We start from the raw sequence: 24,463 nt of genomic DNA on the forward strand, positions 1-24,463 counted from the left end.
ACCGAATGTCTAGGGGCTGTTTTTTTTATGTCTTGATTTCAGATAGTCTTTACTATTTTCGGCAAAATATAATTACAATACACACATAGGTCGCACGGTGTATACTTAAAGTACAAATAAGCATGTAGGTAAGCAGGAGGGATACGTTTTGATGAAAAGAAAACAAGAAACATCCAATGTAAAAGAATATATAGTGGAAGAACAAATAGAATTATTGCCATATTTATTGAAGATCATGTCAAAAAGTAGTCGGAATTCCGTTAAATCAGTTCTTACACGTGGACAAGTTATGGTGGATGGTCACATGACAACAAAGCATAATCAGTCATTAGAACCTGGACAAACGGTTGAAATACAAAGTAACAAAGCGGCTATAAATGTGTCTCAATTAGTAGGTGTAGCTATTCTGCATGAAGATGAGGATCTCATCGTAATCAATAAAGACGCAGGTGTTCTTTCTGTTGCGTCGGAAAAAGAAAAAGATCAGACAGCATATCGTGAAATTACGAAATATGTTAAAAGAAGTCATCCCGAGAATCGGATTTTTGTTGTGCATCGACTGGATCGAGATACATCCGGCGTCATGATGTTTGCTAAAAATGAAGAAACTCAGCAAGCTTTACAAAGCACGTGGAATGAATCCGTAAAGGAACGTTTGTATACGGCACTTGTAGAAGGAAAAGTACGTACACAATCGGGTACTATCAATTCTTGGTTAACTGAAAATAGTGCATTTCGAGTCTATTCAAGCCCGACTGACAATGGCGGGCAGCATGCGATTACACATTATAGAAGAATTCAGGCAAACAAAAACTTTTCATTGTTAGAGGTTCTTCTGGAAACGGGTCGAAAAAATCAAATTCGAGTACATATGGAAGAATTGGGTCATCCTGTGATAGGAGACAAAAAGTACGGTGCTACTGGCAATCCTATACGCAGAGTAGGGCTTCATGCGACGGCATTGGCCTTCCTGCATCCACGTACGGGCGAATTGGTTCGCTTTGAAGCAGAAGTACCACAGATCTTTGTTGCGCGTTCTAAATAATGAATCATGTCATTTGCAGTCTCTTAGCTCATCCAAGGGGCTGCTTTTTTATAACTTGACATTCAAACTGATATTTGAATGTATGAATTGACAGAAAGTCATTCATTGCATATACTAAAACTAATCAATCAAATGAACGGTTGAATGAAGAAAACCTGAAAAATGATGAATTTTTTGAGAGGACTGGTTACATGGCTTCTGAGAAAAATGTCTATCGCTTACAGAATCTGTCGTGCACAAGTTGTGCTGCGAAGTTTGAGAAGAATGTTCGTCAAATTTCTACTGTAGAAGATGTTCAACTGAACTTCGGCGCTTCTAAATTAACGGTCGCGGGTGATGCCTCGATCTTACAACTGGAAGAAGCAGGAGCGTTTGACGGTATTAAAGTGTTCCCTGAAAAGCAACGGATCATTAAACAGCATATGCCTTTTTGGAAAAAACGTGAAAATCAAACGACAATTGCTTCCTTAATTCTACTATTGGCAGGGTATGCAGTGTCTACCGCAAATGGTGATAATAATTGGCTGTCCGTCGGATTGTTTTTAGCCGCCATTCTAATTGGTGGATTCAGTTTGATGAAAGAAGGATTAACGAATCTTTTTAAACTTGAATTCGATATGTCCACATTGATGACGATTGCAGTGATTGGAGCCGCACTGATCGGTGACTGGGCTGAAGGTGCGGTAGTAGTGTTCCTTTTCTCTGTTAGTGAAGCGTTGGAAAGTTACTCCATCGATAAGGCGAGAAATTCCATTACCTCATTAATTGAAATTGCCCCCACTACAGCAATTGTGCTCCGTGGAAGTAATGAATTTGAAGTAGATGTAGAAGATTTACGTATTGATGATGTTATTTTAATTAAACCAGGACAAAAGATTGCGATGGATGGTGAAGTGATCCAAGGTGATTCCTCGGTTAACCAGGCTGCTATTACAGGCGAGTCTGTACCTGTCCACAAAGTCCTTGGAGACGAAGTGTTTGCAGGTACGTTGAATGAAGAAGGTGCAATGCAAGTACGTGTGACAAAGCTTGCTGAAGATACGACGATTGCCAAGATCATTCATTTAGTCGAAGAAGCACAAGCGGAAAAGGCACCGACACAACAATTTGTCGATCGTTTTGCGAGATATTATACACCAGCTATTTTAATTATTTCCTTATTGATCATGATTATACCTCCACTTTTAATGGGTGGAATATGGGGCGAATGGTTTTATAAAGGACTTGTCGTACTAGTAGTAGGCTGTCCTTGTGCATTAGTCATTTCGACACCGATTGCAATCGTGACCGCAATAGGAAATGCAGCGCGTAATGGTGTGTTAATAAAAGGTGGCATTCATTTAGAAGAAACGGGCCAAATCAAAGTCGTGGCTTTCGATAAAACGGGTACGTTGACTGAAGGACGTCCGGAAGTAACAGATGTTTTGACGGTTTCGTCATTAACGGAAGATGAAGTATTGCAACAAGCTGCTTCTATCGAGAAATTCTCCCAACACCCATTGGCATCCTCTATTATGCGGGCAGCAGAGAAATTACCGGTTGGGTTGCTTGCGGTGGATCAATTCCAGTCTATTACCGGTAAAGGTGCAAAAGCCAAGATTGGAGAGCATTTGGTACATGTGGGAAGTCCAAATCTATTCAAAGAACTACATGCTATGGATGAGGCGATTGAACAGCAGATTCTAACATTACAAAAACAAGGTAAGACCGTGATGCTCGTTTGGTCTGAAGCTGGCCTAGAAGGAATCATTGCAGTAGCAGATCAAGTTCGTAAAAGTAGTCTAAAAGTTATTCAAAAGCTACATGAAATGGGTAAGCGGACGGTAATGCTTACTGGTGACAATCAATCAACGGCTTCAGCGATCGGTGCGCAACTTGGCTTAACTGAAGTCAAAGCGGAATTGTTACCTGATCAAAAGGTTGAGATGATCAAATCATTGGGGCAGTACGGTAAAGTAGCCATGGTAGGAGACGGAGTGAATGATGCTCCAGCGTTAGCTACAGCGAATGTTGGAATTGCGATGGGCGGTGCGGGAACAGATACGGCACTGGAAACAGCGGATATTGCATTGATGGCGGACGACTTGGAAAAGCTTCCGTATACAATCAAATTGAGTTCGCGCACGAAACAAATTATAGTACAGAACATCTCAATCGCGCTTGGATTAAAAGTGATTGCGTTGTTGCTCATTATTCCAGGCTGGCTAACATTATGGATGGCGGTCATGGCGGATATGGGTGCGACTGTCATAGTGGTATTAAATTCATTGCGACTCATGAGAAGTAAAATATACTAATTAAGTAGAAACTTCAGACGAATAATTCGTCTGAAGTTTTTTCTGGTGCATAAGATGGTAGACTGATAATAACAACAATTATGAGGAGTGTGGATAATTTGGCAATGACGAACTTAGAACTTGAAATGATTATGAACAAACAGAAACAATATTATGTGTCGGGTGTGACGCGTAGTATTTCATTCCGAATCATGATGCTGGAAAAACTATACAAAGCAATTCAAAAGCATGAAAAAGAAATTTTGGAAGCTTTGCATAAAGACTTGCACAAGCATCCACTTGAAGCGTATGTATCAGAAATAGGTTTCGTCTTGTCCAGTATTACACACATGATAGATCACTTGGATGAATGGGCAACGCCTGAAAAAGTGAAGACACCTCTCCATCTGCAGCCTGCAACGAGTTTTATCGTGAAGGAACCGTATGGAACGGCTTTGATTATTGGACCATTCAACTATCCATTCCAACTATTGCTTGATCCGCTTGTAGGATCCATAGCAGGAGGAAATTGTACAGTATTGAAGCCGTCAGAGGATGCACTACATACGGCAGCTGTCGTGGACAAAATCATGTCAAGTATTTTTCCTGCCGAGTATGTATCAGTTGTCCATGGTTACAAAGAAGAGACGCAACTGTTGTTACAAGCACCATTTGATTATGTATTCTTTACGGGAAGTGCAAACGTAGGGAAAATCGTCATGAGGGCTTGTGCGGAAAGATTAACTCCATTTACACTGGAATTGGGTGGGAAAAGCCCAGCGGTTGTCGACCATACGGCAGATATTAAAAAAGCTGCGGAGAAAATTGTTTGGGGTAAGTTTATGAATGCAGGTCAAACGTGTGTAGCTCCAGATTATGTACTGGCTGATATATCGATTCACGATGAATTAGTAGAAGAAATGAAGAACGCTATTCATCGTTTTTACGGAAAAGATGCGCAGAAGAGTACGGACTACGGTCGTATAATTGCAGATCGTCATTTCGATCGTTTGGCAAAAATATTAGAACAAGATCAAGCATATATCGTAGAAGGCGGCCATACAGACGCCGCAGATAAATATATTGAACCGACGATTTTGGTATTATCCGATTGGAATAGCGCAAGTATGCAAGATGAATTATTCGGTCCGATCTTGCCTGTACTTCCGTATGATAATTTAGGGATTGCGATACAACAAATTAGTACGTTGCCTAAACCGTTAGCTGCCTACTTTTTCACAGAAAACGATGAAGCAGCTAATCACTTTATAGAAGCACTACCGTTTGGTGGAGGTTGCATCAATGATACGGTCTCACATGTTGCCAACATTCATTTACCGTTTGGTGGAGTAGGGCCTTCCGGAATGAATCAATACCATGGCAAAGCGAGTTTTGAAACGTTCACCCATTCTAAATCGATGATGAAAAAGAGCACCGTCGTTTCGGTGCCCCTAGCGTTTCCACCATACAAAGGGAAACTGCAATTAGTGAAGCGTTTCCTTCGCTAACAGAAAGCGAATTATTGTCTAGGCACTCTGCTGACTTTCAACCAGCAGAGTGCCTTTGTGGTCAATAAATATCTTTTTAATGACTTCTACTATAGAGAGAAGAGAAGTATCATGTAATCTATGACTTTATTGTTTAGATCAAATATTGGGATGAGATCCTGCGGCTGTTCAAAAAAGTAGATATGTAGAATGGTGGACAGCAGTAGTCTGTTCTATTGACATGTTTAATACTCTTCATTCAATATTCAATGTATGAGGTTTTAGGTGGATGTGATAAGAAAATACGCGTATGATACTAGTAATTGATTAATTAATTAGTACTTCATTTTTTCAATAAATAAAGCCTTTTTAGTGAAATTCATTTATTTGTTATAATGATTAAGGCTATTCACCAACTCACTGGAGGAAATCACATGAATACGAAAGAATTGCTATCCGTACTGCCTGTAAAAACAATAAAAGGGACATTGCCTGAGAATATCACGGATGTGGCGGTAGACTCTAGAGCTGTTCAAGATGGAGGGGTATTTGTCTGTCTAAAAGGCTACACTGTAAATGGCCATCAATTCGCACAGAAAGCCCTATTGAGCGGCGCCCGCGTTATTGTGGCGTCTGAACCTATTTTAATTGATGAAGAGCGTACAGCGGTTGTATACGTAGAAAACACAGCAAAAGCGATCGAGTTATTGGCATCTAAGTACTATCAGTATCCTTCAAAGCGCATGAAGATGATTGGCGTGACAGGTACTAACGGCAAGACAAGTGTCGGCAACATCATTCATGACATGCTGCGACAGGTAGATGAAAAGACTGCTGTGTCGGGCACGATTGGTTTTAAATTAAATGATATTCTTTATGAAACAGAAAATACAACGACTGACGTTTTAACTACTCAGCAAATGATCGCACAAGCAGCAAATGAAGGCTGTGAATCGATGATCATGGAAGTCTCTTCACACGGCTTGGTTGAAGGTCGACTGGCGGGAACAGAATTTGATATCGCGATTTTCACTAACTTGACGCATGATCATTTGGATTATCACAAAACGATGGAAAATTATAGTGCGGCAAAAGGATTATTGTTTGCACAACTCGGTCAGCAACTGGATCAGCAAAAGTTTGCCATTATTAATGCAGATGATCCGTGGAGTAGTAAAATGATCGAAATGACTTCTTTCCCGATTTTTACATATGGGATTCACGTAAAATCTTCATTTCAAGCGACAGCAATCGAGATGCAGTCTAACCGTACGAAATTTCAATTACAAGCCCCAGATGGGATATTCTCTGTCACGATGCCATTGATTGGAGAGTTTAACGTATATAATTCATTAGCTGCCATTGCGGCGTTATATGCAAAAGGATTGAAGACGGAAGATATTTTACCACTCATCGCGAATGTATCGACAGTGAAAGGTCGCTTGGAAAAGGTGGAAACTTCTTTACCATTGACGATTTTTATCGATTACGCACATTCACCAGATGCAATTGAAAAAGCCATCGCTACTGTACACCCTTTAAAACAGGAAGGAAGTCGTCTTCTCTTTTTGATTGGAACAGGAGGTAACCGAGATCGTCTTAAGCGCCCAATTATGGGAGAAAAAGCAGCAGCTGCTGATTATGTCGTGTTTACGACGGATGATCCGCGAGACGAACCGTATGAGTCCATCCTATCGGAACTGAGTGCCACGATGCCACATGATCAGTACATTTGTATAGGGGATAGGGAAGAGGCAGTACGGCATACAATTGAGCAAGCAAATGCAGGGGATATCATCATATTTGCAGGAAAAGGTCATGAAGACTTCCAAATTATCGGCAATACAAAATATGCACATTCCGATGCAAAGATTGCACTTGAGGAAGCAACTAAAAAGTTTGGCGATACAACTATCAATAAATGAAGAACAGAGAAGATTTGAGAGCGTATAGTTTTTTAGTCAATTCAATGAAAATCATTGAAATGCATCCCTATTCTCTCTATGATAGAAAACGTAAGTAAAAGGAGAGTACGATTGATGCAAAAGAATATACAAGATGAAATATCTTCGCGACGAACGTTTGCGATTATTTCTCACCCGGATGCCGGTAAAACGACAATAACTGAAAAACTACTGTATTTTGGCGGTGCAATTCGCGATGCTGGAACAGTTAAAGGAAAGAAGTCAGGGAAATTCGCTACATCTGACTGGATGGAAATTGAAAAGCAACGTGGGATTTCTGTAACTTCTTCCGTTTTGCAATTTGACTATGATGGTAAGCGTGTCAATATTTTAGATACACCTGGACACGAAGATTTTAGTGAGGACACGTATAGAACCTTAATGGCAGTCGATGCGGCCGTTATGATGGTCGATTCTGCAAAAGGTATTGAGCCACAGACGATTAAATTGTTCAAAGTTTGTAAAATGCGTGGGATTCCTATTTTTACATTCATTAATAAGATGGACCGACAAGGTAAAGAGCCATTGGAACTACTGGAAGATTTAGAAGAAGTTTTAGAAATCCAATCGTACGCAATGAATTGGCCGATCGGTATGGGGAAAGAGTTCCTTGGTATTTATGATCGTTTTAATAAACGTATAGAATTGGCACGTCCTACTAATGGTGAAGATCGTTTCCTTCCGATTGATGAAGAAGGCGAGCTTGCAGTAGAACACTCCATGCAGGAAACTTCTTATTATAAGCAGGCGTTAGAAGATGTCATGCTATTGAATGAAGCAGGAAACGACTTTGATGAAGAACGAATTGCTAAAGGAGATTTAACTCCAGTATTCTTCGGAAGTGCGTTGACTAATTTCGGTGTCCAAACATTTTTGGAAACATTTTTGCAATTCGCACCTGAACCACAACCTAGGCTGACAAAGGATGCTGAATACGTAGATCCCATTTCGGATATTTTCTCTGGCTTCATCTTCAAGATTCAAGCTAATATGAATCCTGCACACCGGGATCGTATTGCTTTTGTTCGAATCGTGTCGGGAGAGTTTGAACGTGGCATGTCTGTAAATGTTCCGAGACTTTCCAAGAACTTCAAGTTGTCACAAACGACTCAATTTCTAGCGGATGATCGTGAAACTGTTGATCAAGCGGTAGCGGGTGATATTATTGGATTATATGATACAGGTAATTATCAAATTGGTGATACAGTCGTTGGCGGAAAAGCCAACTTCCAATTTGAAGCTCTACCGCAATTTACCCCTGAGCTATTCGTTAGAGTAAGTGCTAAAAATGTTATGAAATCTAAACAGTTCCATAAAGGTATTTTACAACTCGTTCAAGAGGGAGCTATTCAATATTACAAAACACTGCATACGGAAGAAGTTATTTTAGGTGCAGTAGGTCAGCTTCAATTCGAAGTCTTTGAACACCGAATGAGAGCAGAGTACCATGTGGAAGTGCAAATGGAAACAATGGGTTCTAAAGTAGCACGCTGGATTGAAAACGAAGAAGATGTAAAAGAAACGATGGCAGGACAACGTGCATTGCTCGTAAAAGACCGTTATGAGCGTAAAGTATTCTTGTTTGAAAATAATTTCGCGATGCGCTGGTTCCAAGATAAGTTCCCTGATATCAAGTTGTACAATCAATTATAATACTTATAACATACACGCCCGGTCGGATTAATTGTAATCCGATCGGGTTATTTGTTAAAATTGTGAAAACTTGTTGTGTCAATTTGTTGAAATTAGAGCAAAATATGAGGAAAGTACTGCATTCAAGTGGTATGGTGAAAATATTAAAAGGTTACCTCGGCTATTGTGCTGAGAATAGAGAGGAATAAATAAATGAAGATTAGTAGTTTCTCGGTCAAACGACCTGTTTTTACGCTAGTTACGATGTTTCTTGTCATTATATTAGGAGCCGTGTCTTTCTTTAAAATTCCGGTTACACTAATTCCTGATTTAAATCCGCCTGTTGCGGTAGTAGTCACGAATTATCCGGGCGCTTCGCCAACAGAAGTGAGTGAGAAAATCACCAAACCGTTAGAAGAAAGTTTGTCGACAGCGCCGGGCTTAAAGTCCATGCAATCTTCTTCGCAGGAAGGTGCTAACTTAGTATTTCTTCAATTTGATTGGGATTCTTCTATTGATGATGTACAAATGGATATTCTTCAACGGATTGATCAAGTGGAAGTGCCCGATGGTGCCAATAAACCACGTTTCATGAAATTTGATCCTTCTCAATTTCCGGTTATTCAATTATCTTTACGTTCAGTAGATAAAGATGCAAATATACGGAAAATCGCAGAGGAGCTAGAAAAAGAATTACGCCGTATTGATGGCGTAGCAAGTGTTAACGTTTCAGGGAAAATCATTGAAGATGTTCAGGTTATTTTAGATCCTGAAAAATTAAAAGAGTTTGGCTTGGCTCAATCAGATGTCGTGCAGGCGATACAGGCTAGTAATTTATCCATGCCAGGTGATCCGATTGATACGAGTGACGGAAGAAAGTTAACGACCAGAATCTTAAGTACAGTTCAAAATATCTCGGATGTTCGAGGGATCCAAATAGGTGCCAATCCTCAGACAGGTGATAAAATCAAAGTCTCTGACGTGGCGGATGTAGCATTATTGGAACCGAAAGTACAAACAGAAACACGAGCTAATGATAATCAGGCAGTATTATTGTCTGTACTTCAAGAATCGGGAGCAAATACTGCAACGGTTTCTAAAGAGTTTCAAAAATCATTGGATAAGTTATTAGAGAAAGATGCATATAAAGATATTGAATCGGACGTTATTTTTGACCAAGGGGACTATGTACAGCTGGCGATCGGCAATATCGGCCAGTCACTAATTCTTGGTGGCTTGTTCGCGATGATCGTATTATTTGTCTTCTTACGTGGAATTAAGAGTCCAATCATCATTGGAGTAGCCATTCCGTATTCGGTTATTGTGACGTTCGTTCTCATGTATTTCGCGGATTTCTCATTAAATATTATGACACTCGGTGCACTTGCTCTAGGTATTGGTATGTTAGTCGATAATGCCATAGTAGTGATAGAAAACATCGAACGGCATCTAGCCATGGGGAAAACACCGACAGAAGCCGCAAAAGATGGTTCGAAGGAAGTGGGCGGAGCTATAACGGCATCTACGTTAACTACTCTAGCTGTATTTGTACCGGTGATCTTCATTACGGGTATCATTGGTCAAATCTTCACAGAGTTCGCGTTGACGATTTCATTCAGTTTATTTGCATCGTTAGTCGTTGCATTGACTGTCGTACCGATGCTTGCGAGTCGTTTGTTAAAGACACCTACAGAAGAAACACTAGAGAAAAAGTCTCGTGTGAAGAAAAATCATAGATTCGAAAAGTCTGTCAAGTGGGCATTGAGTCATCGTTTACTTGTACTGTTATTAACGAGTGTATTGCTTGCAGCCAGTGTATTCGGAATTATAAAAGTAGGAACAGAATTCCTGCCTGCTACTGATGAAGGATCGTTCAGTATTAATGTTAATTTACCAAATGGCGCTTCACTCGATGCGACAGATGATGTAGTAAAACGAATCGAAGAAGAAATGAAGAAGCAAGATGATGTGGAAGTGTACGTCAGTTTAGTCGGCGGAACACAACAAAGTATGGCGCAAGGCGGATCAGAAAGTAATATGGCGGAAGTGTATGTGAAGCTAATACCACTTGATGAACGTGATCGCTCTGTATTTGAATTCGTAGACAAAGTGCAACCAATTGTAGAAGAAGAAATTGGTGATGATGCAGACATTAGTTTCAATCTACAGACTGCCGCTGGCTCAAGTCCAAATACTCTAACATTCTCTCTAAATGATACAAATGAAGAACGGTTAGGAAAAGCAGTTTCCAAGTTAGATAAGAAGTTGCGTGACATGGATACTGTAACTGAAGTGGAAAATGATTTAATAGATACAGTAGAGGAAATTAAAATTGAAGTAGATCGTGAAAAAGCTTCAGATGTTGGATTAGCTCCGTATCAGATAGCGCAAACGGTTAGTGACGTTACACGTGGCGTCTTTGCTTCACAAATCGTCTTTGAAAAAACAGGCGAAGTAGTCGGAGTAAACGTTGGCTATGATGAGCGTTTCCGCAATAGTATAGATAAATTAAAAGAACTGGAATTAAAAACACCACAAAATACGTTTGTGAAATTGAAAGATGTAGCAGATGTAGAAATCGCAGAAGGACCTGCGGCAATAATTCGTGTGGATCAAGCACATTCGATCACATTTACAGTAAAATATCTATCCAGTGAATCACTAGGGGATATGACGAAAAAAGTAAATGATATTGTTGATGATCTTGACTTGCCAAGTGAAGTGGAACTTTCATACGGTGGTGATCGTGAGTTATTCGAAAGTGCGATTGACGATATGCTATTGGCTTTAGTATTGGCCGTCGTATTAGTGTATATCGTAATGGCAGCACAGTTCGAGTCGTTCAAATATCCATTTGTTATCATGTTCTCTGTGCCACTCATGCTAATCGGTGTCTCACTTGCTTTATTCTTTACGAACACACCTGTTAGTATCACAGCAGTTATAGGTCTTCTCATATTGGTCGGGATAGTCGTCAACAATGGTATTGTATTGGTTGATTATATCAATCAGCGTAAAGAAGCAGGACTCAGCTCCTACGACGCTATCATGTCATCTGTACGCGACCGTGTCCGTCCAATCCTAATGACTGCACTCACAACTATATTAGGCTTGCTACCGTTAGCACTGGGCCTTGGTGAAGGTTCGGAGTTAAACCAGCCGATGGGGATAGCAGTAATTGGTGGATTGATCAGTTCTACATTCCTGACGTTGTATATTGTTCCTATTATTTATAGCTTGTTTGATCGGGAGACACGTCGTGGAATGAAGACACCTAAAAAAGCGCAATCTGTGATAGTAGATCAACCTGGTACAGTGAAAGAAACAGAAACTGTAACCGTAACGGAGACAGTAACTGAAACTGTAACGGTTAGAGAAATTAAACAATAAGTGTTGCTGGCAAATGGAATCTTCCATTTGCCGGTTTTTTTGCAGAATAAATTTTGTGAAAGAAAAGTATAGTAGTAATAGAAAAGTGTGCAGCATACTATCATACAAATCTTCACTTCGAATTAAATAGCACAATAGACATCGCCTAAACTATTTGCAAAGTAAAGTTATCATGTTATAATACTTTAAAAGTATCCAATAACTTAATAACTTTGACGCACTGTCAAAGGGGAGTAGCTATAGGGAAACCTATTTCATAATCGTCAATACGTGACTGACTCAACGGTCATCGGTTATGATAGCTGGATTTGTACGTGAAATTCCGACTTAGCGAGACCTTTGCCTATTTATTAGGTGAGGGTCTTTTTATATTGTAAAAAACAAGGAGGAATTATGTTGGATCCGATTTTATTAGAATACGCATGGGTACTCGTAGTATTGATCGTACTAGAGGGCCTATTAGCAACAGACAATGCCGTCGTAATGGCCGTAATGGTGAAACATTTACCGAAAGTTCAACAACAGAAAGCTTTATTTTATGGTTTACTAGGAGCATTCGTCTTCCGATTTACAGCACTCTTCATGATTACATTCTTAGTGAAGTTCTGGGAAATACAAGCAATCGGTGCCGCTTATTTGTTATTTATTGCTGGTAAAAATATATACGATAAAATTACACATAAGCCAGAAGGACATCCCAATAAGAAACCTAAAAAACAATCTGGTTTCTGGATGACCGTTTTGAAAGTTGAGCTTGCAGATATTGCGTTCGCACTGGACTCTATGCTTGCGGCAGTTGCGCTTGCAGTTACGTTGCCAGAGTTAGGTAACTTCCATGTCGGCGGCATCAACGGTGGACAGTTCATTGTGATGTTGTTAGGTGGAATGATCGGTTTAATCATGATCCGTTTTGCAGCGAAACAATTTGTTATTATGCTTGAAAAGTATCCTACACTTGAAACAGCGGCTTTCCTAATCGTCGGCTGGGTAGGTGTGAAGTTGGTTGTGTTAACTCTTGCGCATCCAGCACTTCTCATCATTCCAGAATCATTCCCACACTCTACATTGTGGAAAACAACGTTCTGGGCTGTGTTATTGATCTTAGCAGTTGGCGGTTATTTACTAGCAGTTGCGAAGTTTAAAGTAAAATCGAATAGGTAAAACGAAAGCAGTCCCTCCCGTGTAAAATAGGAGGGGCTGCGTTTTTTAACTGGGGTTTGGAAGATAGGAAAGAGTGCAAAGTTATATGTATAGCTATCTTTTCATCATGGGATTTGATAAAGTAGAAAAATGAAGTTTCCGTTATGAAAGGAATTTGAAAAAAATGAGGCTTTCCAGGGAATTTTTTCATAAGTTTACTCCAGCGCAGATCATTGCCTTTTATTATTTTTTAGCGATTGCATCTTCTTTTCTGTTGTTGAATTTACCAGGAGTATATAAACCGGGTGTGAAAGTAGCATTTATAGATAGTTTGTTTACCGCTGTCAGCGCAGTAAGTGTCACAGGACTGTCTCCTATCAGCATCGGTGAAACGTACTCAGTATTTGGCCTTTGCATGATTATGCTCGTCCTTCAGCTAGGTGGAATCGGTATCATGTCATTAGGTACGTTTTTCTGGCTACTTGTGAAGAAAAAAATCGGCATGAGAGAGCGTCAACTGATTATGGTCGATACCAATCAGTACACATTACAAGGCGTAGTTCAATTAATTCGTCAGATCATCCAAATTATCGTAGCCATTGAGATTATCGGTGGTGGCATTCTAACCTTATATATATATCGTTTTTATAACTCGTTTAGTGAAGCGCTATTGAATGGAATGTTCATGTCTGTGTCTGCAACTACGAATGCGGGTTTTGATATTACGGGTTCTTCGATGATGCCTTATCACGATGATTATTTCGTACAGCTCATACTGATGACGTTGATCATTTTGGGTGCTATTGGATTCCCAGTTTTGATTGAGGTAAAGAGCTTCTTTTCAAAAAAGGTCCCACATTTCCGCTTTTCACTTTTTACTAAAATCACAACTGCGACATTCGGTGTTCTATTGCTTGTAGGTACATTGATTATTTGGTTGCTGGAATCATTCAATTCATTCAAAGGAATGAGTTGGCATCAGCAATTCTTTACGGCGTTATTCCACTCCGTATCTGCACGATCAGCAGGTCTGGTAACATATGATGTAACGCAATTTAGTGAAGCTACAGATATTTTTGTTAGTGCGCTAATGTTCATTGGTGCTTCCCCAAGTTCAGTAGGTGGCGGAATACGTACGACAACATTTGCAATTGCGCTTTTATTCCTCATTAACTTTGCACGAGGAAATGACGTCATCCATATATTTAAGCGTCGAATTAAACTCATCGATGTATTCCGTTCGTATGCAGTCATTCTCGTAGCTTGTTTTATGGTATTGGCCGCGTTGTTGTTGTTGTTGCTTACGGAGCCTGGAATTCCTGTTGTTCCATTGTTATTCGAAATTACATCTGCTTTCGGAACTTGTGGAATGTCCTTAGGTATAACAGGAGATTTATCGATAGTTGGCAAGATCATTATTATGGTTTTGATGTTTATTGGACGTGTAGGGTTGATATCGTTCATCTATACAATAGGTGGCAAGTCGAATAAAACGCCTTATCATTATCCAAAAGAGCGTGTTATTATTGGCTAAGATGAAGTGGAAAAGAGATGTCCCGGAAATCATGACGGGGTGTCTCTTTTTTTGTTTAGATTACTGTTCGTATGAAAATCTCAAGAGCAAAGTCTTAAGAGTGATGAGTGAGTTTGTGAGTGGTTCGGGATGGAAGCTCCAGTTGGCGGACGCTTTCCCATGGGCTCTCGGTGAGCCAACCAGGTCGCGAGCTCCCTTTTGGTTGTCTCACCTTTCGAGCTGATCCTGCGGGAAGAGCCGTAACGAAGAACGGCTTTTGCGAGTAAAAGCGAAGCGTTAGGAGCACATCTTTGCACTTCGCCGCCAACTTCCGCTTCCATCCTACGTTGATAGTTGTGTTACTTAGATCACTCACTGTAGGTAGTATTTGAATTATTGATTTGTTTTAACTTCTTTAGATTCAAGTTCTACAGTTTAAAATCTGTTACAACACTAACTTTAATGAACAACAAAAGGTATCACCCACTTACATTGCAAGGGATTGGCGCGTAGGAGGGGCGACTCCCAGAGGATCAGCTCGACAGGCGAGACAACCAAAGAGAGCAAAGCGAACTGGTTGGCTCACCGCGAGCCCTCTAGGAAAGCGTCCCCTCCGTAGCGCCAATTCCCACCCGAAGACGCCTGCTAACCAGACCATTACACTGCTATACTTCACAAAGCAAAAGAGCTATCGCACGAAGTCATATCATCTATGACTTCGTGGATAGCTCTTTTTTATTGATAAACGGATTCTAGTACCTGTTCAGATAGGTGGTAATGCTGTGCTTTTTCGCCTGGCGTGTATTGGATAATAAGATATCCAGGATCTTTTATGACAGTTAGATCCTCTTTCAATTCGGCAAAGGTCTTTGTGATGAAGACTTGCTTGCGAATTGTTCGCTCAGTATAACCAGTCGACTCAAATGATTCGCCAAGCAAGTGAGGAGAACGTAGAAGAACTTGATAGATATCCTTTAACTCTTCTTCGGGTAAAGTAGTATGCCACCAAATCTTCCTTGGTAAGAATTTTTGGTGAAGTAAATAATCCATCTTTAAAAGACTGACTACTATAGAAGTGTCCACTTTCAATATTTCAATCAGAAAGCGTTCCAGACGAGTGAATAAGTCTTCGAACTGATGGCCAATACGTGACCAACCTTGTTTCTCCCAGAATGCGCCGAATAATTGGAAGAAGTCGAACGGTGTATCCACCAATTCAGTGACGATGTACTCCATAGAGTGTATAAAACGTCCCGAATTCCAATATTTTTCAAGAATGTCTTCTGTTTGTTTAATTTTCAGCATATCATCAAAGGACAGAACATTATTCGATACAATTTCATAAGGAGCGGTGTCGATATATTGATAACCATATTGCTCAGCCTGAATACGTAAGCCCGTTCCACGCAGTAGCTTTAAAAAGCCCAATTGTAATTCTTCAGGTCGTAATGCAAATACTTCGTTGAATGTATCACGGAAAGAATCATAATCTTCTTCAGGTAATCCAGCAATCAAATCTAGGTGTTGATCAATTTTTCCACCTTCTTTGACCATCGTAACGGTGCGTGAAAGTTTGGTGAAGTTTTGTCGTCTCTTCACAAGTTCATTAGTCAAATCATTAGTAGATTGAACTCCTATTTCAAAGCGGAACAGGCCTTTCGGTGCGTTGTCATTTAGAAATTGAATGACTTCTGGACGCATAATATCTCCTGTGATTTCAAACTGAAATACAGTTCCAGGCAAATGTTCATCTATGAGAAATTGGAACATTTCCATTGCATAACTTCTACTAATATTGAATGTCCGATCAACAAATTTTATCGTTTTAGCACCATGCTCCATCAGATAGCGAATATCATCTTTTATTGCTTCTCGATGGAAATATCGAACGCCCACTTCAATAGACGATAAACAGAATTGACAAGAGAATGGGCAGCCGCGACTCGTTTCGATATACATTACGCGATTTGAGAGATGGGGAATATCCTCTGCAAAACGAAAAGGGGAAGGCAGTTCCCGAAGATCCAATTTAGGTCCCGGCGCTGTGATTTTTAGTTTACCTTCTTTGCGATAGGCAATACCTTGTACGGAAGCAAGATCGGTTTGTCCATCCACAGCACATAATATATCTTTAAAAGTTTTTTCACCTTCACCGATTGCAATGATATCGATCTCTGGTACTCTTTTTAACCATTGATCGTAATCGTATGTTACTTCAGGCCCACCACAAACTATGACAGTCTTCGGACTAGTCAGCTTTAATAACCGAATTACCTTTAGTGTTTCTTCTATGTTCCAAATATACACACTGAATCCAACGACGTCCGGAGAGTGTTGATAAAGCTCGGAGACGATGGAAAGGGTAGGGTCATGGATGGTGAATTCAGCCAATTCACAGTCAAACTCTGGAGCTGCAAAAGCTTTCAAATAACGTATAGCGATATTTGTGTGTATATATTTGGCGTTTAATGTTGATAAAACGATATTCATTGTAAAACTCCTAACCTAAAATTGTAATAATAAGATTGACTATAAAAGAGACTAAATACCTATGTCAAGAGGCGGGATACTGTGCAATAATAAGATTGAATATGGATATATTTACAATTGTAGAAATTATATGACATCCTAATTATGTGGTTTCTAAAGAGTTGAGGAGGTCCTAATTTGGTTATGAAAACACTAGATATCAGCAGATTTCTAGAGAACTCTCTATTTAAAATTATTTTGGATGAAAATGGAAATGTGCTTGAAATGACTGAGGCAATCAAGTTGTTGATGGATCATATGGGTACACCTAAGCATATGTCCGATATATTCGATCAACCTTTATTAGAACAAATTGAGACGCGCTTGCATCTAGCCAAAACCCAAGTAATTTCAGGGCATAATGTATTGACAGGTCATTTAATTGTATCGAATGAAAAAAAGGAACCATGCTATATTATATACCAACAGCATGCAGATAAGGCGATTATAACAATAAAAATTGGTGAACAGAATGAAAAACTTCTTCAATTGTATGAAAACGCCTATTTAACAGCCACTATACCTATGGCATTAGTGAATGAATCGGGGTATATCATTTCAACTAATAATGAATTTTCTAATGAATTCCCTTCTCATTCATCTAGTGAGTTTGTTCACTTGCAGGATCATTTTGCACTAATGACACCTACTTCCACATTCTCCTATGAAGATTATATTCAAAAAGCAACTATCCAAGCATCTTCAAAAGTCAATATGTCGTATTCCGCGAACGGACTTACTCATATTTACGAAGTTAGCTTAACATTGGACCATAAAACTAGAATGTTCATTTTAAGAATATTAGATATAACTGAAAGAGAACGTCTTTTAGATCAGTTAGCACACTCTGATCAGTTATGTACAACAGGTGAAATTGCTGCAAGCATCGCACATGAAGTACGTAACCCTATGACGACGTTACAAGGGTTTCTTCAACTACTTGAACATGAAGTGACAGGTAATGCTCAAATGTATGTTAGCGTTATTCAAGAAGAAGTCAAACGAATGAATGAAATATTGAATGAAATGCTTGCGCTCTCAAAACCTGTGGTTGACGAAATTACTGTATTTTCATTATCTGTTCTAATAGAAGACGTACTATTATTGCTACGACCTAAGGCGCTATTGGATCAAATTCATTTAGTGAATGAATTTAATTCAAAAGAACCAATGCTCATTCGGGCGAACCCCAATCGTATTAAACAAGTATTAATTAATCTACTTAAGAACGCAATGGAAGCTATGATTCCTAATGATACATTGTCTATCAGTGTAAATGAAGGTGAACAACATAAAATTGATATCTTAATATCCGATACGGGGGTTGGGATGGACGAGAAGACGATGGAAACCATATTCTTACCATTCGTATCAGATAAACCAGGGGGGACGGGTTTAGGACTTCCGTTTGTCAAAAAAACCGTACTTGAGTATGGCGGGACTATTTCTGTTACTAGTGAACTGGATAAGGGAACTGTTTTTTATTTATCATTTCCTCTTGTTTCTGTAGCATTATCGGAATAACATAGAGTTCATACAAGGAAAAAGGCCAATCCATTTTATTTCTATGGATTGGCCTTTTATTTATAAGACAATATTATTTGATTGTAGCCGCCATTTGCTTAAATTCTTTCATATGTTCGTTATCTTCTTTAGCGTACACTGTCACTCGCACCAATTTGTCTTCATGCTCCATGACATAGCCTGTGAAATACCCTTCAGTTGACTCTACCGTTGCGCCTTTAACAGACGTAATGCCGTCAGCTTGTGGAAGATCTGCTTCCTCTGTGATTTCAGTAGGTGTTTCACCATCACTTGAAGCTGTCAATAACTCTTCCATATTTGTATAAAGTTCATCAAAAGTATACGACTCATCATCTTTAGGCATTGTTTCAATACGCATGAACGTTTCGCTATCTTCTTCAAAATAGAGAGTATCTCTGCCTGGTTCTTCGCTTGTTAGTTTGTATCCGGGAAGCACCATCATGGAGTAGTCTTGTTCATCACTCGCAGTTTCCACAGCATCTTCCATTGAAACTTCACTTGTCTCTTCCTCAGCATCCGTTTCTATTTCTGCTTCATTTTCAGTAGAAGTGCTTTCTTCTACATCTGTTTCGGGAGTAGCAGGTTCTTCGATCGCAGGATCTGTTGCATCTTTTTCTGCATCAGCATCAGATGTTCCGCATGCGGCAAGCATGACGGAAGCTGTTAGTGAGGTGAAAATAATACGCCATTTGTTGTTCAAATCGTTCCACTCCTTCATATACTATTCTAATTATTGGACGGATAACTGCAAAGAAAGTTTCATTCTTGTGTACGTTTTAATATACTATACCGTTTGTGATTGATGACAGTTTTCTCTTCCATTGCCAATTCATCGAAATCTTCCATATACGTTAAATTTACAATTACAGAGTTTTCGTTCACTTTTTCAACTACACCTTGCAAACCTTCTTTAAATTCAATGATATCACCAATTTCAGCTATCGTCATACTATCCATCCTTTCTCCGATCATAATGTGCTCTTACAAGAGTGATGAAAATGTACTATAAAGAATTACTTTATAGTTTGCCTTATAAAATACAAAACGTAAAGGCATATTTTTAATAACGCGAGAAATATACAACAGCGTTTTGTCGCGAAACGTCGAAAATCTTTCTGTTTAATCTTATGTAGTTGTTGGTATGTATAAGAGTAGAGTAATTACATATGGAAGGTGTGCAGGTTCGTGCATAAACGTGAATTGGAAATAGAGAAACTTAGACAGCAATTAATCCATGTTGCCCAAGAATATGGTATGCAATCTGAAAATACCATTAAACTCAGCTGTAAATTAGATGTGTTAATTAATGAGTACGAAAATAATAAGGTTGAAAAAGAAGTTTGAAATTATCGGAATAGATGTTTAACTCATTGTTATAATGGGCATAATATGAAAGAACACAGCAACATTCTCATTTCCCCCTTTTGTGGACCAATTACATATTGGTCCTCTTTTTTGGTTTTCTTAATTGTAAAAATATTTGAATTTCTGTACGATGGATATATTCATACATAAAGAGGAGTGGGAATATGCAAAAAGAAAAAATTTCCTTTATTGGAACAGGTGTAATGGGATCGAGCATCGTCAAACATTTGCTTGACGCATCTTATGACGTAACTGTATTCACTAGAACGAAATCAAAAGCAGAACCATTGGTAGCACTAGGAGCCAAATGGACGGATAATGTAGCTGAATCAATTAAGGACGCAGATATTATTTTTACGATGATTGGGATGCCGTCTGATGTAGAAGAGGTATATCTATCTGAACAAGGTATATTTGCTAACAGTCGGCCTTCACAGATCGTAGTGGATATGACTACTTCCAGTCCTGAGTTAGCTATTACGATTGCTGAGAAAGCTGCATCTTTACAAATGTATTCACTTGATGCACCTGTATCAGGTGGAGACATTGGGGCGAGGAACGGAACACTTTCTATAATGTGTGGAGGTCAAAAGGAATTATTTGATAAACTATTGCCGATCTTATCTGTTTTCGGTAAGCAAATTGTGTATCAAGGAGAAGCTGGAGCTGGCCAGCACGCCAAGATGTGCAATCAAATAACTGTTGCAGGAAATATGATTGGTGCATGTGAAGCAATTGCTTATGCAATGGAATCGGGACTTGATCCGGATACGATGTTACAGTCCGTCACTTCGGGTGCTGCGAACTCCTTTAGCTTGTCTGATCTCGGCCCTAGAATTATTAAGGAAGACTATGAGCCAGGATTTTATGTAAAACACTTTGTGAAAGATTTAAATATTGCACTAGAAGAAACCGAAAGACTGAATTTAAAATTGCCTGGACTACAGCTCGCTCGCGATATGTATACTGATTTGCTCGCAAAAGGCTATGGCGAAAATGGAACGCAAGTCTTGATCAAGAAGTATATTGACTAAAAAACCTAAGAAGTTAAATGCATTAGCGTAATTCCAACACTTCGCTTTTTAGCTCCAGTATTTCATGAAGATCAATAAAAGCTATTCATGAACGACTATTTGAATTTATAAGGGCACATAAATTCTTACTTCTTGCACATGCTCTTTAGTATAAGATGCGTGAAAAGGAGTGAGTCATGTGTGGGATATTTGGTTATGGCCTATGATTATTGTAACAGTCGTCATGCTCGGGATCGGAATTGCTGGAGTTAGAAAAACAAGTCGTTCATTTCAGTTAAATGAAAAGAACAAAATCCCTGATACAGCAGCTGAACATCCATATGCCATGAATCCATTGCTGTGGATTATCATAATAGCCTCAGCGTTTATCTTTATCATCGTTTTTTATTACTGGGCCTCTTTCTATTAAAGAAAGGGGTTTTTTGTTTTTGGAATGCGCTTTCTTTTTAGGTGGAAAAAGGCTATTTGTGGTATGATGGAATTGAAACAATGGACGGACTTTTAGGTATATGTATTTAGATGATGAACAGAAGGAGAGATCACCTATGGTTTCTATAAATAACAAAGACTTTCTCACCGCGCCTATAGCGGACCAAATTATTTCTTCAGAGAAAGTTGCCCATGTGCAACTGGGTAATAATGCCGAGCATGCTTTACTTGTTTTAACGAAGACCGGATACTCTGCTATCCCTGTACTGGATAATCAGTATCGTTTGAAGGGGCTCCTTGGAATTGGTATGATTACAGACTCTATTTTAGGCATGGAACGTATTGAATATGAGAGATTAGAAGATATAAAAGTCGATGAGATTATGGACACAGATTTACCAACGATTCGAGTGAATGATCGTTTTCAACGCGCGTTAGATTTATTGATCAATCATCCATTTTTATGTGTTACTGAAGAAGATGGCACATTTGCGGGCATTATTACTAGACGCGTTGTGATGAAAGAATTTAAAAAGTATATTTATAATGTTTAATAAATCGATTTGAAGATCAGTAAAGTAGCTAGTATAGAAAAACGTTAAAAGGCTCCGATAAAAGGGGTCTTTTTCTAATAGAAGGAGTTGATCTATTTGTGCGAAAAGAAACAAATCGCCCTCTTGTACTTGCTGCTGTGATGCTTGCTATGTTTGTAGGAGCAGTTGAAGCGACTATTGTCACCACTGCCATGCCAACGATTGCTTCCGACTTAGGTGGATTTTCTCGATATAGTTGGATCTTCTCCTCTTATTTATTGATGAGTACAGTGACGGTATTGATTTATGGAAAATTAGCGGACTTATTTGGACGAAAGCCCATATTTTTTATAGGATTGACCATTTTTTTAATTGGTTCCATACTTTGCGGATTTGCCGTCTCGATGGAGCAATTGATTGTTTATCGTCTTATACAGGGGTTGGGAGCAGGTGCTGTCATGCCAATCGCGACCACAATTATTGGAGATATTTATTCAACAGAAGAACGGGCAAAAATACAAGGATACTTATCAAGTGTATGGGGTGTTTCAGCAGTTTCAGGTCCTGTCATTGGTGGGTTACTCGTACAGTATGTTAGCTGGCAGTATGTATTCTGGGTGAACGTGCCGCTTGGAATACTATCAATGGGTGTCATTTACTTCTTTTTACATGAACCGAAAGAAACACAAAAAGCGTCCGTTGACTACAAAGGTGCATTTTTACTAACATTCGCATTGTCTACACTTTTGATTTGGCTAGTAGAAGGTGGGCAAGGGTTCGGACGTTTATCAGCTCTTGGTATAGGATTGATTGTACTTTCAGGGATTTTATTTTGGTTATTTTTCAGGCAAGAAAAACGTGCGAAAGATCCGCTTATTTCATTTAGTATTTGGAGAAATCCAGTCATCTTATATGCGAATCTAGTTTCATTGACCACTGGCGTTATTTTAATAGGGGTCTCTTCTTATTTACCTACATATGTGTCGGGAGTTATGGAACAACCAGCAATTATAGCGGGCTTTACACTGACGGCTATGTCGATCGGCTGGCCCTTAGCTTCTTCACTGGCAGGACACCTACTCATACGGTTTGGTCCTTTTCTTGTATCGTTTGCCGGTGGTGTGTCACTCGTGATCGGGACGACCATGTTTGTGTTCATGAATGCTACACTAGGACCGATCTGGGCAGGTTGTTCTAGTTTCTTCATAGGTGTTGGTATGGGTCTGACTAATACTTCATTCATTGTAACGATTCAAGGAGCTGTGCCGCGCGTACAAAGAGGGTCGGCTACTGCAGCGAATATGTTCATGAAAAACTTTGGAAACACAATTGGTGCCTCTGTGTTTGGTGCGATTTTGAACAGTACACTCATTGCCTATTTTGCAAAAGAAAAGTTGGCTTACACAATTGATGATGTCAATACATTGCTCACCAAAGATGGTCGTTCAATGATTTCGTCACAGGAGCTTGTCAGTTTGCAGAGCGGTTTAGATAGTTCATTGCACTGGGTGTATATAGCAATTGCTATATTTGCTGTGATCAGCTTATTATTGATTTTACGAATTCCGCGGGGGAAGGTGCAAGATTATGTCAACAACTGAACTAGATATAATTAAAGCGTTGGCAGAAGAGGGGAATATGCGCAAAGCGTCAGAACGTCTTCATTTATCACAACCAGCCTTGTCACAACGCCTCCAGACGATCGAAAAAGAATGGGGTATGCAGTTATTCATTCGATCACAGAAAGGGCTGGAACCGACGCCAGCAGGTGAACACGTTATCAGCTACGCGAAGGAGTCGTTAGCGAAGAAGGATGAGACAATAGAATTGATCGCATCTTTAGAAGATAAGGTCCACGGAACTTTGAAGATTGCCTGTGCTTCGATTATTGGTCAGACGTGGTTGCCACAAGTATTGAAAGACTATGTCGCACTGTACCCTGATGCCAAGATTTCTTTGATGACGGGATGGAGTTCGGAAATTTCTAAAGCGCTGTATGAAGGAGAAGCCCATATCGGTATTGTCAGGGGGCAAACTGATTGGAAGAGTAATCGGGTGTATCTATTCCGTGATCAACTGTATTTGGTGGATTCCGAAATTTCGACTATAGATGAATTAAAAGATACAAATCGTCATTTCATACAATATAAAAGTGATTCGAACTATTACATGGAAATTCAACGCTGGTGGCATAAGCATTTTAATCAAGACCCCGGACGTCAAATTGTTGTGGATCAGATCGAGACATGCAAACAACTTGCGCTGAAGGGTATAGGCTATGCTATCCTGCCATCTATTACTTTGTCGGGAGATGAGAAAGTCAATCGAATTCCGTTGCTAAATAGCGAAGAAGAGTTCGAATTGACGCGTGATACGTGGATGATCGGATACGCTTCTACATTTGAACTGAAGCAAGTGAGAGCATTCGTCGATATTGTGCAGGACTACGCAGAGTTGTTGAGGAAAAGTCAATAGAGTAAAGTCTATATAGTTAAAATAGAGTAAGCAAAGTCGGTAAACTACTGTTTCTTATAACAAAGAATAGTTAAATTCAAAAAAAGACGAACTCCGTGTTTCACGA

18 protein-coding genes are annotated in these 24,463 nt (G+C 39.5%); 15 read left to right on the forward strand and 3 right to left on the reverse strand.

All coding sequences use genetic code 11. The features are described 5' to 3' along the window. The first annotated feature begins 151 nt into the window (after positions 1-151). The 8 genes from CSV69_RS02050 (at position 152) to CSV69_RS02085 (ending at position 14,468) form a co-directional block, all read left to right on the forward strand. The gene (locus tag CSV69_RS02050) at positions 152-1,045 is read left to right on the forward strand and encodes an RluA family pseudouridine synthase (RefSeq protein ID WP_085428486.1); all 894 of its coding nucleotides are present in this window, start codon (positions 152-154) and stop codon (positions 1,043-1,045) included. A gap of 191 nt (positions 1,046-1,236) precedes the next feature. After that, positions 1,237-3,342, forward strand: coding sequence for a heavy metal translocating P-type ATPase (locus CSV69_RS02055; protein ID WP_099692641.1), 2,106 nt, complete (start codon positions 1,237-1,239; stop codon positions 3,340-3,342). Between the two features lie 98 nt (positions 3,343-3,440). Further along, the gene (locus CSV69_RS02060) at positions 3,441-4,829 is read left to right on the forward strand and encodes an aldehyde dehydrogenase (RefSeq protein WP_369823928.1); all 1,389 of its coding nucleotides are present in this window, start codon (positions 3,441-3,443) and stop codon (positions 4,827-4,829) included. 413 nt (positions 4,830-5,242) lie between these two features. Next, the gene (locus CSV69_RS02065; protein WP_085428488.1) at positions 5,243-6,733 is read left to right on the forward strand and encodes a UDP-N-acetylmuramoyl-L-alanyl-D-glutamate--2,6-diaminopimelate ligase; all 1,491 of its coding nucleotides are present in this window, start codon (positions 5,243-5,245) and stop codon (positions 6,731-6,733) included. Positions 6,734-6,847: 114 nt separating this feature from the next. Next, positions 6,848-8,425: a peptide chain release factor 3 gene (locus tag CSV69_RS02070; RefSeq protein ID WP_085428489.1), complete on the forward strand. Its 1,578-nt coding sequence runs from the start codon at positions 6,848-6,850 to the stop codon at positions 8,423-8,425. A 192-nt stretch (positions 8,426-8,617) separates the two neighbouring features. After that, positions 8,618-11,794 (forward strand): efflux RND transporter permease subunit, encoded by a 3,177-nt coding sequence (locus CSV69_RS02075; RefSeq protein WP_099692642.1) that lies wholly within the window; start codon positions 8,618-8,620, stop codon positions 11,792-11,794. Positions 11,795-12,190: 396 nt separating this feature from the next. Next, complete coding sequence (locus CSV69_RS02080; RefSeq protein WP_085428491.1) at positions 12,191-12,955, forward strand: TerC family protein; 765 nt, start codon at positions 12,191-12,193, stop codon at positions 12,953-12,955. 163 nt (positions 12,956-13,118) lie between these two features. Beyond that, the gene (locus CSV69_RS02085) at positions 13,119-14,468 is read left to right on the forward strand and encodes a TrkH family potassium uptake protein (protein WP_085428492.1); all 1,350 of its coding nucleotides are present in this window, start codon (positions 13,119-13,121) and stop codon (positions 14,466-14,468) included. Positions 14,469-15,182: 714 nt separating this feature from the next. Here CSV69_RS02085 and CSV69_RS02095 read toward each other — a convergent pair. Continuing rightward, positions 15,183-16,937 (reverse strand): B12-binding domain-containing radical SAM protein, encoded by a 1,755-nt coding sequence (locus CSV69_RS02095; RefSeq protein ID WP_099624446.1) that lies wholly within the window; start codon positions 16,935-16,937, stop codon positions 15,183-15,185. A 183-nt stretch (positions 16,938-17,120) separates the two neighbouring features. Between CSV69_RS02095 and CSV69_RS02100 the strand changes: the two genes are divergently transcribed. Then, the gene (locus CSV69_RS02100) at positions 17,121-18,500 is read left to right on the forward strand and encodes an ATP-binding protein (protein WP_233192319.1); all 1,380 of its coding nucleotides are present in this window, start codon (positions 17,121-17,123) and stop codon (positions 18,498-18,500) included. Positions 18,501-18,573: 73 nt separating this feature from the next. Here the strand turns inward: CSV69_RS02100 and CSV69_RS02105 are convergent, their stop codons facing one another. Beyond that, positions 18,574-19,221, reverse strand: coding sequence for a hypothetical protein (locus CSV69_RS02105; protein ID WP_085428495.1), 648 nt, complete (start codon positions 19,219-19,221; stop codon positions 18,574-18,576). Between the two features lie 59 nt (positions 19,222-19,280). Further along, complete coding sequence (locus CSV69_RS02110; RefSeq protein WP_085428496.1) at positions 19,281-19,469, reverse strand: YkvS family protein; 189 nt, start codon at positions 19,467-19,469, stop codon at positions 19,281-19,283. Positions 19,470-19,706: 237 nt separating this feature from the next. Here CSV69_RS02110 and CSV69_RS02115 point away from each other — a divergent pair, with 237 nt between their 5' ends. The 6 genes from CSV69_RS02115 (at position 19,707) to CSV69_RS02140 (ending at position 24,357) form a co-directional block, all read left to right on the forward strand. Then, positions 19,707-19,865: an aspartyl-phosphate phosphatase Spo0E family protein gene (locus CSV69_RS02115; RefSeq protein ID WP_233192311.1), complete on the forward strand. Its 159-nt coding sequence runs from the start codon at positions 19,707-19,709 to the stop codon at positions 19,863-19,865. A 185-nt stretch (positions 19,866-20,050) separates the two neighbouring features. Then, the gene (locus tag CSV69_RS02120; protein WP_099692644.1) at positions 20,051-20,920 is read left to right on the forward strand and encodes an NAD(P)-dependent oxidoreductase; all 870 of its coding nucleotides are present in this window, start codon (positions 20,051-20,053) and stop codon (positions 20,918-20,920) included. A 178-nt stretch (positions 20,921-21,098) separates the two neighbouring features. Beyond that, complete coding sequence (locus CSV69_RS02125; protein WP_085428499.1) at positions 21,099-21,329, forward strand: hypothetical protein; 231 nt, start codon at positions 21,099-21,101, stop codon at positions 21,327-21,329. Positions 21,330-21,465: 136 nt separating this feature from the next. Next, on the forward strand, positions 21,466-21,903 hold the full coding sequence (cbpB, locus tag CSV69_RS02130) for a cyclic-di-AMP-binding protein CbpB (RefSeq protein WP_085428500.1): 438 nt from the start codon (positions 21,466-21,468) through the stop codon (positions 21,901-21,903). 140 nt (positions 21,904-22,043) lie between these two features. Beyond that, positions 22,044-23,483 carry an MDR family MFS transporter gene (locus tag CSV69_RS02135; RefSeq protein WP_199170390.1) on the forward strand — a complete coding sequence of 480 codons (1,440 nt, stop codon included), beginning with the start codon at positions 22,044-22,046 and terminating at the stop codon, positions 23,481-23,483. Then, positions 23,470-24,357, forward strand: coding sequence for a transcriptional regulator CcpC (locus tag CSV69_RS02140; RefSeq protein WP_099692645.1), 888 nt, complete (start codon positions 23,470-23,472; stop codon positions 24,355-24,357). Before CSV69_RS02135 ends, CSV69_RS02140 begins: the two co-directional genes overlap by 14 nt. Positions 24,358-24,463: the final 106 nt, after the last annotated feature.

Origin of the sequence: Sporosarcina sp. P26b (assembly GCF_002743245.1) — a bacterium.
In the GTDB taxonomy this organism is placed as follows: Bacteria; Bacillota; Bacilli; order Bacillales_A; family Planococcaceae; genus Sporosarcina; species Sporosarcina ureae_C.